Origin of the sequence: Bombilactobacillus thymidiniphilus (genome assembly GCF_023380245.1) — a bacterium.
GTDB classification, from domain to species: Bacteria; Bacillota; Bacilli; order Lactobacillales; family Lactobacillaceae; genus Bombilactobacillus; species Bombilactobacillus thymidiniphilus.
Map to the genome: position 1 here is coordinate 256,453 of NZ_CP093365.1, position 16,994 is coordinate 273,446.

Annotated in this window: 17 protein-coding genes; 6 read left to right on the forward strand and 11 right to left on the reverse strand. The window is 35.4% G+C overall.

The features are described from left to right. Positions 1-28: 28 nt before the first annotated feature. Positions 29-667 (forward strand): VTT domain-containing protein, encoded by a 639-nt coding sequence (locus tag MOO47_RS01390; protein WP_249513057.1) that lies wholly within the window; start codon positions 29-31, stop codon positions 665-667. Here MOO47_RS01390 and MOO47_RS01395 read toward each other — a convergent pair. Genes MOO47_RS01395 through MOO47_RS01415 form a run of 5 tightly spaced genes read right to left on the reverse strand, consistent with a single transcriptional unit; the run spans position 664 to position 4,292 of the window. After that, positions 664-1,308, reverse strand: coding sequence for a TIGR01906 family membrane protein (locus tag MOO47_RS01395; RefSeq protein WP_317617091.1), 645 nt, complete (start codon positions 1,306-1,308; stop codon positions 664-666). The two genes, MOO47_RS01390 and MOO47_RS01395, sit on opposite strands and share 4 nt — an antisense overlap. After that, the gene (locus MOO47_RS01400) at positions 1,296-2,060 is read right to left on the reverse strand and encodes a TIGR01457 family HAD-type hydrolase (protein WP_249513059.1); all 765 of its coding nucleotides are present in this window, start codon (positions 2,058-2,060) and stop codon (positions 1,296-1,298) included. Before MOO47_RS01400 ends, MOO47_RS01395 begins: the two co-directional genes overlap by 13 nt. Before the next feature lie 7 nt (positions 2,061-2,067). Further along, entirely contained in the window at positions 2,068-2,583 is a 516-nt protein-coding gene (locus MOO47_RS01405; protein WP_249513060.1) for a YutD family protein, read from the reverse strand. 16 nt (positions 2,584-2,599) lie between these two features. After that, complete coding sequence (locus MOO47_RS01410; RefSeq protein WP_249513061.1) at positions 2,600-3,976, reverse strand: bifunctional metallophosphatase/5'-nucleotidase; 1,377 nt, start codon at positions 3,974-3,976, stop codon at positions 2,600-2,602. Between the two features lie 4 nt (positions 3,977-3,980). Then, on the reverse strand, positions 3,981-4,292 hold the full coding sequence (locus tag MOO47_RS01415; protein WP_249513062.1) for a hypothetical protein: 312 nt from the start codon (positions 4,290-4,292) through the stop codon (positions 3,981-3,983). Between the two features lie 27 nt (positions 4,293-4,319). Between MOO47_RS01415 and MOO47_RS01420 the strand changes: the two genes are divergently transcribed. Beyond that, positions 4,320-5,723: a glycerophosphodiester phosphodiesterase gene (locus MOO47_RS01420; RefSeq protein WP_249513063.1), complete on the forward strand. Its 1,404-nt coding sequence runs from the start codon at positions 4,320-4,322 to the stop codon at positions 5,721-5,723. A gap of 46 nt (positions 5,724-5,769) precedes the next feature. Next, on the forward strand, positions 5,770-7,170 hold the full coding sequence (pepV, locus tag MOO47_RS01425) for a dipeptidase PepV (RefSeq protein ID WP_249513064.1): 1,401 nt from the start codon (positions 5,770-5,772) through the stop codon (positions 7,168-7,170). A gap of 28 nt (positions 7,171-7,198) precedes the next feature. On the opposite strand, the gene MOO47_RS01430 is transcribed toward pepV, so the two are convergent. Next, positions 7,199-8,359 (reverse strand): MFS transporter, encoded by a 1,161-nt coding sequence (locus MOO47_RS01430; RefSeq protein ID WP_249513065.1) that lies wholly within the window; start codon positions 8,357-8,359, stop codon positions 7,199-7,201. A gap of 272 nt (positions 8,360-8,631) precedes the next feature. Between MOO47_RS01430 and MOO47_RS01435 the strand changes: the two genes are divergently transcribed. Further along, a complete protein-coding gene (locus tag MOO47_RS01435; RefSeq protein ID WP_249513066.1) occupies positions 8,632-11,454 on the forward strand; it encodes a transglycosylase domain-containing protein in 2,823 nt (940 codons plus the stop codon). 37 nt (positions 11,455-11,491) lie between these two features. On the opposite strand, the gene ccpA is transcribed toward MOO47_RS01435, so the two are convergent. Next, positions 11,492-12,508 (reverse strand): catabolite control protein A, encoded by a 1,017-nt coding sequence (gene ccpA / locus MOO47_RS01440; RefSeq protein WP_249513067.1) that lies wholly within the window; start codon positions 12,506-12,508, stop codon positions 11,492-11,494. Positions 12,509-12,661: 153 nt separating this feature from the next. Between ccpA and MOO47_RS01445 the strand changes: the two genes are divergently transcribed. Next, positions 12,662-13,765, forward strand: a complete 1,104-nt coding sequence (locus MOO47_RS01445; RefSeq protein WP_249513068.1) for a M24 family metallopeptidase — start codon at positions 12,662-12,664, stop codon at positions 13,763-13,765. Between the two features lie 77 nt (positions 13,766-13,842). On the opposite strand, the gene MOO47_RS01450 is transcribed toward MOO47_RS01445, so the two are convergent. Together MOO47_RS01450 and MOO47_RS01455 are read right to left on the reverse strand one after the other, a co-directional pair. Further along, the gene (locus tag MOO47_RS01450) at positions 13,843-14,127 is read right to left on the reverse strand and encodes a hypothetical protein (protein ID WP_249513069.1); all 285 of its coding nucleotides are present in this window, start codon (positions 14,125-14,127) and stop codon (positions 13,843-13,845) included. Between the two features lie 15 nt (positions 14,128-14,142). Beyond that, complete coding sequence (locus tag MOO47_RS01455; RefSeq protein WP_249513070.1) at positions 14,143-14,538, reverse strand: DUF948 domain-containing protein; 396 nt, start codon at positions 14,536-14,538, stop codon at positions 14,143-14,145. 107 nt (positions 14,539-14,645) lie between these two features. On the opposite strand from MOO47_RS01455, the gene MOO47_RS01460 reads away from it, so the two are divergent. Further along, positions 14,646-15,551 carry a mechanosensitive ion channel family protein gene (locus tag MOO47_RS01460; protein ID WP_249513071.1) on the forward strand — a complete coding sequence of 302 codons (906 nt, stop codon included), beginning with the start codon at positions 14,646-14,648 and terminating at the stop codon, positions 15,549-15,551. A 22-nt stretch (positions 15,552-15,573) separates the two neighbouring features. Here the strand turns inward: MOO47_RS01460 and rdgB are convergent, their stop codons facing one another. Together rdgB and racE are read right to left on the reverse strand one after the other, a co-directional pair. Next, positions 15,574-16,158 carry an RdgB/HAM1 family non-canonical purine NTP pyrophosphatase gene (rdgB, locus tag MOO47_RS01465; RefSeq protein WP_249513072.1) on the reverse strand — a complete coding sequence of 195 codons (585 nt, stop codon included), beginning with the start codon at positions 16,156-16,158 and terminating at the stop codon, positions 15,574-15,576. Continuing rightward, complete coding sequence (racE, locus tag MOO47_RS01470) at positions 16,155-16,976, reverse strand: glutamate racemase (protein WP_249513073.1); 822 nt, start codon at positions 16,974-16,976, stop codon at positions 16,155-16,157. The genes rdgB and racE overlap by 4 nt, the downstream gene beginning before the upstream one ends. Positions 16,977-16,994: the final 18 nt, after the last annotated feature.

Genomic DNA, 16,994 nt, shown 5'->3' on the forward strand with positions numbered 1-16,994 from the left:
TATTAGACTTTAAATTCAAGGAGAAAATATGCAATTAATTGATTTTGTAATGAACGTCGATAAACATTTGGCGGGAATAGTTAGTCAGTTCGGAACTTGGTCATACGTAATTTTATTCGCAATTATTTTTATAGAGACCGGTGCAGTTATCTTGCCATTTCTCCCTGGCGATTCCTTACTATTCGCTGGAGCTGCCCTTGCTGCTAATCCTGCAAGTGGTCTCAATATTTGGATTTTAGCAATTTTATTTTTTACAGCAGCTGTTTTGGGAGATTCAAGTAATTACTTTATTAGCAAACACTTAAATCACTGGTTACAAAATAAAAAATGGTTTCATAAATTAGTCAAGCCAGAGTATTTAACACAAGCCGAAGAATTCTTTGAGCGGCACGGAGGTAAAGCAATTGCTTTAGGAAGATTTATCCCAATTGTTAGAACATTCGTCCCTTTCGTAGCTGGCGGTGGCGCTTTAAAGTATTCGCGTTTCTTACACTATAATATTATCGGCTCATCAATTTGGGTAGCTATTTGCCTAATATGTGGTCATCTATTTGGCAACTTACCATTTGTGCAAGAACATTTTTCCATGATAGTTTTAGGAATAATATTTGTATCTATTTTACCAGCAATTATTGGATTTTTCAGATCAAAAAAAGCAAGCAACTAAAATTGCCTGCTTTTTTTGTGATTTACATACAATAAAACAATTACCAATAATTCAAAAATTACGAAAGCTAAAATAAAACAATGACAAAAGAAAGTATCAGGTAAAATATTAATAACAGGATCTTTCAGTGGATCAAATAGCCAATTGCTATTGTGGAATAATATGCGGTGAAAAATTGCAAATAAACTATCAAAGTCAATTAATGAACACGCTGCTAAAACAATGGGAATCACTGTTAGAAACAGCAGCCAATTATTATTTATTTGTAGTAATATTGTAAATTTTTTGTACATTAATAAGCTTACAAAAATCAATAAGCAAATCACCCAAATTACAATAACAAATAAAAATAATATTTTTACATCATGAAAATGCTGCAAGCCATTACAGGATGAATAAAAATCTGTCATTTTTAAACTACTATGATTCGGGATTAATAAATAATCCATAACTTGTAGATAATTATGCCAAATTCTAGACTGCGACAAATGTACTATTAAATCAAGCTGCAGATAGCGAGCATCCCATTTAAATATCCCAAAACTACCTATAATGGTCCAAATGACAGTGGTACTTAAAATAAAAAATGTTAAAAATATGTTAAAACTGATACGTTGCAAAAATTTCATTATAATGACCATTCATGTAGACTATCAATTTGATAAGTTGGCTGTTGTTTAAATTGAGCCACTTGCTCCTTAGTGCTAACTCCTGTATAAACTAAGATTGTATCTATTGAAGCATTTAAACCACACTCAATATCTGTATGATAATTATCACCAATAATAGCCGTTGTCGATCGTTGCCAATGTAATTTTTCTAAAGCGTAATCAGCAATAAAACGTTCAGGTTTACCTATATAAATTGCCTTTTGTTGTGTAGCAGTCTCCACCATTGAAATAACAGAACCTGCTCCAGGCACCAGCCCACGTTCATTTGGCAAATTAGTATCCGCATTTGTACCAATAAATTTACTACCACGTTTAATAGCTAATGTTGCTACTTCAAACTTGTGATAAGTGACGTCAGTATCCAATCCAACTACCACAAAGTCAGGATTAATCTCATTATACTCAATGCCTTGATTATAAATTGCTGTCTTTAAACCTTGTTCGCCAATCACGTAGCAACTCTTGGCATTTTGCTGCTTAATAAATTCAGCTGTCGCATCTGATGGCGTGATGATTTGCTGCGGTTCAACTTTAATATCATGATTCATAGCTAAATTAGCTACAACTTGCTGTGGTGTTTTAGTGGAATTATTAGTTAAAAAAGCAAACGGAATTTTTTGTGTTTGTAATTGTGTAATAAAACTACTTGCAGCTGGTATTTTATCTTTACCTAAGTAAATCGTACCGTCTAAGTCAATCAAATAACTTTGATAATGTTTCATGGTTACCTCATTTGTCTAAATTTCTAATTTTAAATTTCACTTCTTTGGGTGCTTTAGAACTTCTATTAAACTGCTTAGTTTTTTTGTTTTTTGAAGAATCCATATTAACTTTATGATCCCGCTCTAAAACAAAATAAGCACAGCCAAAATTGCAGTATTCCAATAAGTAATCTTGCAAAGTGTTTATTTTTTGATCAATTTTGGCTTGCGAGCGTTTAACATCATAAAAACCGCGCAATCGTAGCTGACCATAACCCCAATCACCAACAATATAATCATACTTATCTAAAACATCATTATAGCGCATCGCTAAACGCTGGCGATCAAAACCAGCAGCATGATCCAGTACTAATGTATATGCCACTTGATTAATTTTAATTTTATGATCATTAATTTGAATAATTTCAGCCGCAGATTCATTATCAAAATTATCATTATCAGCAGCAGCAATCGCATGCTCAATACTGCGACTCAAAACAGATTGCTTTTTATTCTCGAAATTATCTGATTTTGGCTTAGTCATCTGATTCACTCACCTTTCATAATGGAAAATGTCGTGCTAAATATTTACTTAAAACACTTCTTAAAAAATCTGGATATTCAAATTGATTGACTCCCATAATCTGTAATGTTGGAAAAAAGGGAATGAAATAATAATGGTCTAGTAGAGCTATTTCGTAAGTTTGGTCTTTCACAATTGGTTTACCTAAATAAAACACAGTATTACTAGTTGAATCAAACTCCACACCAGAAAAAGCAATCTCACCAAAGATCTTACCGCGAAAACCCATACCTTTCTGAGGGAAATTACGCAAAAAATTACGATTTTTTTCTACTTCCATTATGAATCGCCAAAAATCACATCCCTGCAATTTAGTTTTCATCAGATGTATTGCATGAGGCAATTGTCGATGCAAATCGGCAGCGGTCACAATGCCTTGTGGTAGATCATCCAAAAACAAGCCACTGCTAACCATGGCTGCTGAACAACCAGTGGCTTCTTTCATAGCTTGTAAAGTTATTTTAATAGCAGAATTGTCAGAAGCCATGTTTTTTGTTAACTTAAATGGTAGGTTTGCTATTTTTTGCTGCTTCAACAAATTCTCGCCTTGTTGCATGACTTTAGTTGTCATTTGTGCATCTTGAGCCTGTGAAGGCAAAGTAGCAACTTCAATTGTACTAGCATTTTTGGTAATTAATTGATGGTTTTGTAATTCCAAATCGATTTTGCCAACATAATGTCCAAATTTTTGTACAGCAGCTAATAAAACTCCATTTACCACTTCTCCATTACGCAAAAGATGGTGTGTGTGTCCTCCAATAATAACATCTAATTGTGGGTAAGTGGTCGCTAACTGGCGATCAGCTGGTAAACCAAGATGAGATAATAAAATTAATACATCAACTTGCGGTCTTATCAGCTTAATTAATCGTGGCAAGACCTGTTCAACGGTTTTGACTTGCCAATTTAGCAAAGGATAAGTCAATGTATAAGGTGCCGTCAATCCTAACAAACCCACTTTAGTATGTTGTGGCGTTGTCATAATTTTATAAGATTGGGCAAAATTAGCCAGTGATCCATCCATTTCATATAAATTACTCAAAACAACAGGAAAATTGGCTGTTTGATACATCTGCTCTAAAGTTTGGTGAGCGAAATATAAACCCTCACTATTACCAATAGTTACCGCATCATACCCCACGTCACTCATCCAAGCAATATTAGCTCTAGCCATTGTCGCTTCCGTTAAGGGATGCTGACGATCTGCTGCATCACCGATATCCAGTATTAAAGTTGAATTACCTAATTTTTGATTAGCTTGTCGTTGATCTTGAAAATAGCGCTTAATTTGCGGAAAATTTTCAAAATGTGAATGCAAATCGTTTGTGTGTAAAAGTTGGATTTTTTCTGACATATCTTCAACCAATGTGATTAGCCTGCAAAACTTGTTCAAAAGCAGTTTTGATTTTACCAGCAGGCTTATCCCATTCTTGCCAATGATCAAAGTCTTCAGCTGGAAACTCATACGTGTCATTGATATATTTTTCGTAAGTTTGCACAGCCGTGGAATGAGGTATATTGAGTTGTACAATAGCAACTTCTTTGATCATTCCGCGTTCAGCAGCCAACTCAGCACGACCATTCATAAAAATATTAGCTAATTCATAATACTTAGTGTTATCGTTTCTGGTAATTTGTTCTATTAGATCCAAGATTTGATAATTATTCATATAATTACTCCTGATGAGGTCAAAATATTGTCTAAAAAACTATCGCTTACTATATTACTATTAATTACTTTTATTTTTAACACTGGTTTTACAGTTGTGGGTCATCGCGGTGATCCAATTAAGGCACCTGAGGAATCTTTTCAAAGTATTGACTCTGCCTTTCATGATGGGGCCCAGTGGGTCGAGCTTGACGTCCATGAATCCAGTGATAATCAATTAATTATTTCCCATGATCGTAACTTGCAACGTGTCACAGGACAAGATATTGTTGTTTCACAGCACCCTGCCAGCCAACTAACTCAATTAAAACAGAGCAACGGTCAAAATATTTACACAATTGATGAACTTTTTGAACACTACCAAAATAATCCCAATACTAAATTTTTGATTGAGACTAAAAAAACCAAACATGGTAATCCGAAAAATATGGAAGAATTATTAGTTAATTCAATTAAAAAATACCATATGGAAGATCGAGTAATGGTTCATTCGTTTTCGTTAGATAGTATTAAAAATATGGCTAAACTGGATCCCAAAATCTTCCGCATCTTTATTGCTGGCAGCCTGAAACGCTTAAATTTTGAAGTTTTTCAATACTCCAATGCCGTCAATGTTTCTTCTTCCATTTTAACACCAACTTTAATTGATCAACTTCATACTATCAACCAAAAAGTTTATGTGTGGGATGAAATGAATGAAAATCCCCAAAAATGGAACTGGTTAGTTAATTTGCCAATTGATGGTGTCGTAACTAATTTTCCAGCAACAGCCTCACATTATCAATATTTAAAAGATCACGCTGATCATAGTTCGGTCAATTTTGATGCAAGTGTCTTAGCCGATCAAAATCAGCCGATTTGGGAAAATCCCTATCCTGATGCACCACAGAAAGGAACACTAACACCTGATAGTCAGATCCATATTCAAGGTATTGTGATTACTGATCACCAAACTTTCTTACAAATTGATACCAATCGCTTTATTAAACCAACTGGGATCGTTCAGACGGATTTGGTAAGCAATTTAGCACCATTTTTGCAAAAACAAGTTATCATCAAACCAGACACAAAGCAATCTAACTTATTGACTAATCCCGAGAATAAAACTTCTTTTGCTGGTAGTTTGCAAAAAAATTATTTTTATCAAGTAACTGCTCTGCAAAACATTGACGGACAAAGTTGGGCACAAATCAATCATCAAGGCTGGATTAAAGTTAATAATTTATTAGTTACTAATCAAAATCCGCTAATTAGTTATGTACCAGAAACAGGAACTTTAAAACGTTCCATTAATATTCAAGATCAAACACTGATTCGTACTGCTTTCTTGCCCTTAAATAATGGTAAAATTCAAAAATTACCACAAATCACTTATACTGATTCAACCATTGCTAATAATTTAAATCAAATAAAAAGCTACATTTTAGACTGATTTTTCAAGTATAATTGATGAAAGAATATATTAGGGAGGGTTTAGCATGGAATGGAAACAACTGGCACAAGCTAAACAAGCAAATTTAATAGCTGATTTAGCAGAATTAGTCAAAATTAATAGTTCTTGTGACACAGAACATCAAACATCTGATTATCCTCTGGGACCAGGACCGGCAAAAGCTTTACAAAAAGTTTTAAGTTTTGGTGAGCGAGACGGTTTTCTAACAAAAAATGTTGATAATTTAGCCGGACACATCGAATATGGCTCTGGAACGGAAATACTGGGAATTTTAGCTCATGTGGATACGGTACCTGCGGGCGAAGGTTGGAATACTGATCCCTTTCAATTAACTCAAGTCGATCAACAATTATTTGGACGGGGTGCATTAGATGATAAAGGACCCGCACTAGCCGCCTATTATGCGTTAAAAATTTTGCAAGAACAATCTTTATTACCTACTAAAAAAATTCGTTTAATTTTTGGTACTGATGAAGAAAGTCAATGGCGTGGCATCAACCACTATTTTTTGTCAGAACCAAAACCAGATCTAGGCTTTTCTCCTGACGCCCAATTTCCGCTCATCAATGGTGAAAAAGGTATTGTTTCTTACGCTTTAACTTTTCCACAAACGACTGCAACTAAAGCAGCTCAACAACTACTATCATTTAATAGTGGCTTACGTGACAACATGGTGCCACAAACTGCTAACGCTATTATTAAAACGACGCAACCCCAAGTGCTAATGACTGCCTTTCAAGAGTTCATTCAACAAAATAAAGTTATTAGTGGAAATGCTAATTTAGATAATCATCAAGTCACACTGAAGCTAGCTGGCAAGGGTTCTCATGCTATGGAACCAGAAAACGGTGTCAATGCTGGAACTTATTTGGCAACTTTTTTGGCTGAACAGCAATTGGACGAAGCTGGACAAAATTATGTAACTTTCATAAAAAATTATTTACATCTTGATTTTTACGGTCAGAAAAGTGGTGTTGGCTACCGAGATCAAATAATGGGACCACTGACTCAAAGTCCAGATATTTTTAAATACGAATCCAATCAAGAGGGTCTTATCGTCATCAATGTTCGCTATCCTAAGGGACGTAGTGAGATTGATCTGCAAAAACTATACCAAAATCTAACCTCACAACTTATGGTAAAAATCAGTGGTCATGCTCAAGAACCACATTTCGTAGCAGATGATGATCCACTTGTTCAAAAACTTTTATCTGCATATCGCGCACAAACTGGCGACAATCAAAACAAACCAGTTACAGTCGGTGGCGGAACTTACGGACGCATCTTACCGCGTGGTGTGGCTTTCGGTGCATTAATGCCTGATGGTGCTAATGTAATGCATCAAGCTAATGAATTCATTACTATTGATAATTTAATTAATGCTACCGCAATTTATGCTCAAGCAATTTGGAATTTAGTAAAATAAAAAAGAATGATCTAAAGATCATTCTTTTTTATTTTGTCTGGCGAATTGCTACCAATTGAACTATCAGAGAAATCAAGAAAGATAAAAACAAAATAGCGGCAACCAATAAATACGGACTATGCGGATTAATATCCATTAATACGCCCGCCATGATTGGTCCAACTACATTACCAACACTAGTCAATGACATATTTAAACCATTAATCAATCCTTGATTAGCATGACTCATTTTAGTTAGTAGTGTTGTAATGGCTGGTCGCAATAAATCAAATGCCGTAAAAACAATTAAAGTTGCAACAATAACTTGCCAATGATTGCGCGTTTGTGTAATCCAGATAGTACTCAAACTGCCCCCTAAAAAACAAAGTGCAATTAATTTTAATTCGCCTAAAACTTTGGTTAACCAATCGAACATCACAATTTGGAAAAATAATGAAATAACCCCATTCAACGTTAATACTAAAGCTATCGTACCCATGCCAAAATTAAAAACTTGATTAACATAAATACTATAAATACTTTCAAATCCCTGTAAACCAAAAGAGGAAATAAAAATCATAGCAAATAAAATAGTTAATAACGGTGTTAAAAATTGTCGCCAATTAATTTTAGGCATTGCTTGGATATCCTTAGCTGGTTCATCGGGCAAAAGCCACTGGGTGATAATAGTACTTAATAACCCCAATATTGCTGCTGCCCAAAAAGGCACTTTATACGTAATATGGGCTAACATGCCCCCAATTCCTGGTCCTAAAATCAATCCACCGCTAAAAGCTGCTGAAATCCAACCAACAACTCGTGCTCGCTGTTTATCATCCGTTAAATCTGCCGCCATGGCCATTGAAGTTGGCACAAACATCGCTGCAGCTAAACCGCCAATAATACGTGATATATCAAATAACCATAAACTATTGGACATGGCAAAAATTGCCTCGGCCACCATATACAATAACAAACCAGTTACAATAACTTTTTTACGACCTATTTTATCGGATACGCGACCAGTAATTGGTGAAGCCACAAATTGGGCAAAAGCAAATAGCGAAGTCATAATCCCAATTTCAGTGGTAGAAAAACCATAAGATTTTTTGATATAAGGTTCCACTGGAATTACCAAACTAATTCCCAAACAAATCAAAAAATTACCGAATACTAAAATATAAATAGCTCGTTTTGCTTCCTTACTCATTTTCACTCCTATAATAAAACGCCTAATAACTAACTCTGTTAGAGAGTTCCATTATCAAGCGCTTATCTTTTGCATTAATTTAAATTAATAGTAGCATATTTCAGCATAATAATATAGAAAAGATTATGTTTAATGCGCCATTTATAATGACAGATCCAGTATACAGAAAAATTTAACTTGTTGTATAATAAATCAGATAAACTATTTGTTGTATTAATTAGTATTTATTACGAGAGTTACAGAATGCAGCGTAAATAAAGGTAGGTTTTTTTGTGAAAAGACATGATTCATTAGGGAGTAGATTTAAAAATAAGTTTTCAAGTGACTCTACAGGTGAAAAGCATCGCCTGAATTCACATTCAACAAACCATTTTCGCTCTCAAAATATAGAACCACCTTCTTCCACAAGAACAGTCAATGATCAAAAACCGACAATTGTTGATCATAACGACTTGCCACAAACATTAAGCGGTAAAATCAATTTAAGTATTAGTTTGCTTAAAAAATTAATTATTATCTTTTCTGTTGGTATTATCTTATTACTTGGTTTGCTAGTTGGTATGGGGGGCGGTTATTTGTGCGCAATTATTAAAAATGAACCTATTCCTAGTTATACCAGCTTAAACAACCAAATCGAAAAAACCGATCAGTCCACTACACTTTATTTTGCTCATAATGTCAAAATGGAAAAAGTTCCTACTGATACTGAAAGGAAAAAAGTTAGTTTCAATCACATTTCCCCGTATTTAAAAAAGGCTGTTATAGCAACTGAAGATGAGAATTTTTATCAGCATAAGGGGGTTGTCCCTAAATCTATCATCCGTGCAATTGGCTCTGAAGTAACTGGCTACGGTACTCAAACGGGTGGATCTACTTTAACGCAACAACTGGTTAAAATGCAGTTATTATCTTCTGAAACTACATGGAAACGTAAAGCTACAGAAATATTATTAGCACTGCGTTTGGAGAAACATTTTTCTAAAGATCAAATTTTAGAATCATATTTAAATGTTGTCCCGTTAGGGCGCAACAACCGGGGACAAAATATTGCAGGTGTTCAAGCTGCCGCTAAGGGACTTTTCGGTGTTGATGCTGATCAATTGAGTTTGGCGCAATCAGCTTTTATTGCGGGCATGCCTCAAAGTCCTTCTGTATATACTCCTTTTGACCAAAATGGTCATTTAAAAAGTAATATGAAACTAGGGCTGCAGCGTAAAAATACCGTTTTGTTCAGAATGTATCGTCATGGCGATATTTCCAAAAACGAATATAATCAAGCCCAAAAAGTAGATTTAAAGACCCAATTTTTACCACGGCAAGCTGCTCCTAAGGTAAAAATTAAATATGGCTATTTATATAATTTATTGACTGATCAATTGCGCAACAAATTAATCCATCAATTAGCTAAAGAAGATAATATAAAATATAGTGAAATCACTAAGAACAAAGATTTATATTCCTTTTATTCACAAAAAGCCGATCGTTTAATGCGTGAACACGATTATCACGTACATTCCACTATTGATAAAAATGTTTACGATAACATGCAAATAGCCTTTGCACAAAATGCTGATCAATTAGGAACTACACATACAACCACAACAACTGACTCCAATACTGGTGCCACTGTCAAAGTCCAAGAACCTGTCCAAAACGGCAGTGTCTTGTTAAATAATAAAACAGGCGCTGTTTTAGGATTTATTGGTGGACAAAATTTCAAAGAGAATCAATTAAATCATGCTTTTGATACATCTCGTTCACCAGGATCTTCTATAAAGCCTTTATTAGTTTATGGTCCAGCCATCGAACAAGGAATCATTGGTAGTAAATCGATGCTAGCAGATTTCAAAACCAAATTTGGCAAATATGCACCGACTGATTTTGATAACACAATCGGTAATAAATTTGTATCCGCTGATAAAGCTTTGGAACAATCTCTCAATATTCCAGCGGTCAATCTTTATCAACAGGTCTTAGATAAAACTGACCCTTCTGAATATATGAATAAACTCGGTTTACCACTTACGCAAAAAGAATATAGTGAATTGGGCATTGCTCTAGGGGGAACACGTAATGGTTTCACAGTTTTACAAGAAGCAAGTGCTTTTTCTACTTTCGCTAACCAAGGTGTCCGAGTTAATCCTTATTACATTGACAAAATTACTGACGTTAATAATCAAATAATTTATCAGCATCACACTAAAAAACAGCGTGTTTATCAAAAGGGTACTTCCTATATTATGCAAAAAATGATGCATGGAGTTATTAATAAAGGAACAGCCTCATCATTAACGTATCAATTAGATTTTAATTACCATAATACTTTTGGTAAAACAGGAACTTCGAATAATTTCCGTGATAACTGGTTTGTCGGGAGTACACCTGGTGTAACTCTAGCTTCTTGGATGGGTTACGATAATCTTTATGGCGATAATTATAATTTGAGAGATGATTCTACAGAAACTAATCAAACAACTTGGGCTAACTTGATGAATAGTGTCTATGAAAGCAATCCAGAGTTGCTAGATTTAAATAATTCTATGAGTAAACCTGCATCGGTAAATAGTGATAAAGTTCTTTCACATACTGGTACTTTGCCGGGAAGCGTGGAATACCATGGTATTGAATCCGATTTATCCCATCCAACGACAACAAGTCTTTTCTATCGTGGACATGCCAAAGAATTATCTAAGCATTTCGCCATCGGTGGCACAGATAAAAATTACAAATTATTCTGGGACCATTACTACGGCAAAGATAATAGCTATGGTGTAACAATTAATATAGATGATGAAAAGCGGGCTAAAAAACTGCGTAAACGTTCCTCACGAACCAATATTAGCAAAAGTAACTTACCTAAAAGCGATTCTGTCTTAGGTAGTTATACACCTAACAATCGGACTAATAATTCTTCAGACAGTACTAACAATTTCGAGAGTAATAATTCTACTAACAGCACTACTATCGGTAGTGGTTCTACAGGCAGTGGTAATAGTCCTAATAATAACGCGGATCAAGTTGCTCCTCCTGTGACTGGTGGTGATGAAAACGGTGGTGATGAAACATCCAACGTTCCTGCTACTGGGAGTAACTAAAAAATAGATCTCACTAAAATTTGTGAGATCTATTTTTTTAGTTATTTTTTTTTGTCGTATCCCGCTTCACCAAGCTATAAGGTAAACGTACTTCCAATTCATCAACTATTTCCTTATTCATCAACTTAGTTAACATACGCATGGCTACTGCGCCAATGTCATATAATGGTTGCGCAACTGAAGTCATCTGTGGACGTGTTACATCACACAAAATGGTGTTACTGCTTGTTATTATTTCAAAATCTTGAGGAATATTTTTACCAGCAGCCATAGCGGCGTTAACGATGCCGGCTGCTAATAAGTCATTGGTCACATAAGCCGCTGTCGCACCACTGTCATTGATCGCATCCCATACAGCAGCGCCTGCCTGTAAATTATAGACCGTTTCAAAAACATTATTGGATGAATAATTAATACCGCCCTGTTCTAAAGCTTGCTGATAGCCCTTTAAACGATAGTCGCCATTAATTGAATTCTTTAAATCACCTGTTACCATAGCAATTTTTTGATTACCATTATCAATTAATAATTTCACTACGTCACGAGCTGCCGTCACATAGTCAATATTTACACTAGCAATTTGATTCTTATGATCTACTGCGCCCGCGAAAACTACTGGCACTCGAGAATTAAGCATACTTTCATATAATTCATCTGAAACTTGCTCGCCCATATAAATGATGCCATCAACTTGCTTCGCTAACAAACTGTTAAACAACTGTTGCTCTTCATTTTTGCCATTATCAAAACTAGTCAATAAAATATTATACTTATACATTGACGCTACATCATCAATCCCATCCGCTAAATTAGCATATAGCAGTTCAGTAATGCTGGGCATAATGACACCAATTGTTGTACTTTTCTTGCTAGCTAGTCCGCGTGCTACTGCATTAGGACGATAATGCAACTTATCAATAACAGCCAATACTTTTTGCCGTGTAATCTCTTTGACATTATTATTACCATTCACGACCCGCGAAACAGTTGCCATAGAAACACCTGCTTGTTTAGCAACATCAGTAATTGTAATTTCTTTTTCAGGTTGATCCATCCAAAATACCTCAATATTCATATTTTAAGTTTATCGTTTTCATACACTTTCATAGTTAATTTATCAAAAAGAATTCTTTTTTGCAAGCGCTTTAGATGCTAGTTAATAAAAAGTGCTATAATTCTTACTATATTATATAGGAGGCTATCACGAATGAATCATTTACAGAGTTTACAAAAGTGGCTTGCAGATTCTAACTACGATGTAGCTTACATTAGCAATCCAACTGACATTTTATATTTTACTGGTTTTCATAGTGATCCAGAAGAACGCGTTCTAGCATTATTTGCTTTTCCAGAAGCAGAACCTTTCTTATTTACACCACAATTAGAAGTGGAGGCTTCCAAAAAAGCAGGTTGGCAACAAGATGTTTACGGTTATTTAGATCACGAAGATCCTTTCCAAATTATTGCAGAACATATTAATGAAAGAACTAAGAAAACGAATCACTGGGCAATTGAAAAAGCTGATCTACCTTACGCACGCTATGAAGCAGTTCAACAAAAGTTTCCTAATGCCCAATTTACAGGGGATGCTTCTGAATTTTTGGATCATTTAAAATTAATTAAATCACCAGCTGAAATTAAACTAATGAAGGAAGCTGGGCAACAGGCTGATTATGCCTTTAAATTAGGTTTTGAGGCTTTATCCACCAAATTAACTGAACAGCAAGTGGTTGCTGAAATCGAATATGGTTTAATGAAACAAGGCGTCATGCATACTAGTTTTGACACGATCGTCCAATCCGGTGAAAATGCTGCTAATCCGCATGGCGTACCAGAAAAGAAATCTATTAAAGCCAATTCACTTGCCTTATTTGATTTGGGAACTGTTAATCAAGGTTACATGAGTGACGCTTCAAGAACAGTGGCTTTTGGTGAACCAACTGCTAAACAAAAAGAAATTTACAACGTTTGTTTACAAGCACAACTTAGTGCAATGGACGCTGCTAAACCGGGCATTACCGCTGAAGAATTAGATGCTGTTGCTCGAAAAGTTATTACAGATGCCGGCTATGGTGAATATTTCATTCATCGACTAGGACACGGCATTGGCACATCAACACATGAATTTCCTTCCATTATGCAAGGAAATTCAATGGAATTACAACCAGGAATGTGTTTCTCCATCGAACCAGGTATTTATATTCCCGGTGTTGCTGGCGTGCGAATTGAAGACTGTCTTTACCTAACCGAAAATGGTAACGAACCATTTACCCACACTACTAAAGAACTACAAATTATTCCTGTTAAGTAAAAAATAAAAGCGTTAACTCTACTTTAATCTACACTCAATTGTGCTGATTAATTGAAGAGTTGACGCTTTTTTATTGCTTAATCTGCTTGGTCCATAATAACTTGACTTTCATCTAAGTGAATGTCATCAAAATCAGTTTCGACTTGCGCCACATTTTCTTGATCCAACACATTTTGTAATTGATCAGTATTCGTCTGAAACTTTTTTTGAGCTAAAAATTTAGTATCGCTAGACACTTTAGTCAACTTATCGACAACAAAGTCTAATAACTCTTCTTTATTAAAAGTTGCGCTTTTTTTTGCTATCCAAACGGTGGCACTAGCACCAATAGCTGCACCTAAAACAAACTTAAACTTCGACATAATAATCTCCAATACTTACTTTTTACGATAAATCTTCCAAGCTATTTTAGCTAAACGACCAGCAGCAACTGGCGAAAACTTATGAGCATGTTTTTTGGCATCTGACTTATCAGTAGCATTTTCTAAAGTTGTACCCACATTTTCTAAAGTATTGAAAAAGGGATCTAATTTAGCTACTTTGCCATTCACATCAGTCATTAAAGTATTAACTTTAGCCGTTAATTCATCACCTTGATGCGCGATTTGATCCATATCAATAGTTAATGTTTTGACAGTTTTTGTTGTTTCTTCTACTGTTGCTTGCAAATTTTTTAAGAGCTTCGCTAGTTGCACCAACATCATTCCTAAAAAAATCACCAATCCAACAAATGCCAGTGCCGCGATCAAACCCGCAATCTGTCCTAATGTCATAATTTATCCTCCTAATTTATTCATCCAATAAATTTTATCACCAATCCATGACAACAGCAATTTTACGGGTTATACTTTAAAATAGTTTATTAAGGAAGTGAATATTAGTGAATAATATTTTAAGTAAGTACAATCAGGTCACTAACAACAATCAAACTAATCAACCAACTAAAAACCCACAATTATTGTGGGAACAAATGAGCACACCTCAGTTTTGGATTAATTTAATCAACACCGTTGTCAGCGATTTAATCAAAATTATTTTATTATCACTCCTCTTTTGGATTTTATACCGCTTTGGCAAACGCGTTGTGCATAAAGTCAGTCATAATTTAAGATCTAAGCAAACTAGTTCAAACCGCTCGCGTACTATCGCCACACTAACGCAAAATATTTACTTTTACTTTTTGGCATTTATTTACATTTATTGCGTTTTAGCTATCTTAGGTGCTCCCGTAGGAACCTTAATTACTGGTGCTGGCATCTTTAGTTTAGCTTTAGGGCTTGGCGCACAAGGATTTGTTAGTGATGTTGTTACTGGTTTTTTTATTTTAGCTGAACAACAATTTGATGTGGGCGATTCAGTAAAAGTCAGTGACGTTTCTGGAACTGTCACCTACATTGGTTTGCGTACTACCCAAATTCGCAGTGGCGATGGTACTTTGAATTACGTGCCTAATCGTAATATTACTGTTGTCCAAAATCTTTCGCGTGGTAACATGACTACGATTATTGAATTACAATTATTTCCCAAAACCGATATCAAAAAAGTTACGCAAGTATTAAGTCAAGTCAACCAAAAATTGACACCAGACGATCCTGATCTTATAACTGCTCCCCGCTTATTAGGTCCAACGGAAGTTAATAATGGTCTTTTAACTTATCAAATCCAAATCGATACCAAGAATGGTGCACAGCTAATAGTTAAAAGAAAATTTTTAGAAGCTTATTTGCTAGCTTTGCAAAAAGCCAACATTCCATTACCTGAAAACAAATTAGACTTAAATAAATAAAAACGCGCTAACTAGCGCGTTTTTATTTGTTATATTCTTCGACAAATTGTCGCAAGGCACTTCCCCGATGACTAATCTTATTTTTATCTGCTAGTGAGAGCTCTGCCAAAGTTTTATGCAAAGTAGGCACATAAAACAAAGAATCATAGCCAAATCCATCGTGTCCTTGTGGCACTAGAGATATTAGCCCCTCAAGCTTACCAGTAACTACAATTTCTTGGTCTTTTAAAGGATCCAAATAAACCATAGTCGTACTAAAATGAGCTGTTCGTTTTTCCAGTGGCACCCCACCCAGTTCAGCAAGTAACTTAGCATTATTGGCTGCATCATCATGATCACCCGCATACCGCGCTGAACGTACCCCAGGTTGCCCATGTAAATAATCAACACTCAAACCAGAATCATCAGCAAGCGTCGGTATTTGTAAAAAATCGATCGCAGATTGTGCCTTTAAACGAGCATTTTCCGCAAATGTTGTACCAGTTTCCGCGATTTCTGCAAAATTAGGATAATCCAACAAACTTTCCACTTGGACATCATTACCTAAAAGCGTCTTAATTTCAGATAATTTATTGGCATTCTTGGTGGCAATTAGTAATTGCTTCATAAAATCGGCTCCTTGACATCCAGCTGCACAGATTGAATTTTGCCCGTTGATATCGGTAACCAATCCTTGGTAATCGTAGTAAATTGCTGAGCATTACCTGTAGTATAAAATTCATACTGTGCTTTTAGATTAGTTGTATTTAACAAATTATTAGTTAGTAGATGCTGCTTGATAGTTGCCACTGTTTCTTTACCAGCATCAACCAAGCACACATCAGAACCCACTGCTTGTTGAATTAGCGGATATAACAAAGGATAATGCGTGCATCCTAAAATCAACGTATCAATATCAGTTTGCTGAAGTATGGGCTGCAAATCATGCCAAATAGTTTGGCGAGCTTTCTGAGAATGATATTGCCCATTTTCCACTAGTGGCACAAAATGTGGTGTTGCCAATTCAAAAACTGTTACGTTCGGTGTAAGCAACTGAATTTGTTCAGCATAAGCATGTTGATTGACTGTAGCTTGGGTCGCAATAACTGCGACTTTCTTACTTTTAGTTTGCTTAATTGCTGCATCGCTCCCGGATGCGATCACTCCGATAATTGGTACAGAAACTTGTTGTTGAATGATTGGTAATGCCACCGCAGTAGCAGTATTACAGGCAAAAACAATCATTTTAACATTTTTAGTTAGTAAAAAAGCTACTAATTGCTGTACAAAAGCAATTATTTGGGCAGGCGTCTTTTCACCATAAGGCAAATGTGCCTCGTCCCCGATAAAAATTACATCTTCGTGAGGAAGTTGTTGCAACACTTCTTTGACAACTGTTAAACCACCCACCCCCGAATCCAAAAAACCTATGGGACGTTTGTCCATGAATATCACCATCTTCTC

Bases quoted from the DNA above. Each gene is read 5' to 3' on its own strand.
- racE (WP_249513073.1), bottom strand. From the start codon at position 16,976: ATGGACAAACGTCCCATAGGTTTTTTGGATTCGGGGGTGGGTGGTTTA.
- MOO47_RS01455 (WP_249513070.1), bottom strand. From the start codon at position 14,538: ATGACATTAGGACAGATTGCGGGTTTGATCGCGGCACTGGCATTTGTT.
- MOO47_RS01400 (WP_249513059.1), bottom strand. From the start codon at position 2,060: ATGAAACATTATCAAAGTTATTTGATTGACTTAGACGGTACGATTTAC.
- MOO47_RS01430 (WP_249513065.1), bottom strand. From the start codon at position 8,359: ATGAGTAAGGAAGCAAAACGAGCTATTTATATTTTAGTATTCGGTAAT.
- MOO47_RS01390 (WP_249513057.1), top strand. From the start codon at position 29: ATGCAATTAATTGATTTTGTAATGAACGTCGATAAACATTTGGCGGGA.
- rdgB (WP_249513072.1), bottom strand. From the start codon at position 16,158: ATGAAGCAATTACTAATTGCCACCAAGAATGCCAATAAATTATCTGAA.
- MOO47_RS01450 (WP_249513069.1), bottom strand. From the start codon at position 14,127: ATGTCGAAGTTTAAGTTTGTTTTAGGTGCAGCTATTGGTGCTAGTGCC.
- MOO47_RS01395 (WP_317617091.1), bottom strand. From the start codon at position 1,308: ATGGTCATTATAATGAAATTTTTGCAACGTATCAGTTTTAACATATTT.
- ccpA (WP_249513067.1), bottom strand. From the start codon at position 12,508: ATGGATCAACCTGAAAAAGAAATTACAATTACTGATGTTGCTAAACAA.
- MOO47_RS01415 (WP_249513062.1), bottom strand. From the start codon at position 4,292: ATGAATAATTATCAAATCTTGGATCTAATAGAACAAATTACCAGAAAC.
- MOO47_RS01405 (WP_249513060.1), bottom strand. From the start codon at position 2,583: ATGACTAAGCCAAAATCAGATAATTTCGAGAATAAAAAGCAATCTGTT.
- MOO47_RS01445 (WP_249513068.1), top strand. From the start codon at position 12,662: ATGAATCATTTACAGAGTTTACAAAAGTGGCTTGCAGATTCTAACTAC.
- MOO47_RS01410 (WP_249513061.1), bottom strand. From the start codon at position 3,976: ATGTCAGAAAAAATCCAACTTTTACACACAAACGATTTGCATTCACAT.
- pepV (WP_249513064.1), top strand. From the start codon at position 5,770: ATGGAATGGAAACAACTGGCACAAGCTAAACAAGCAAATTTAATAGCT.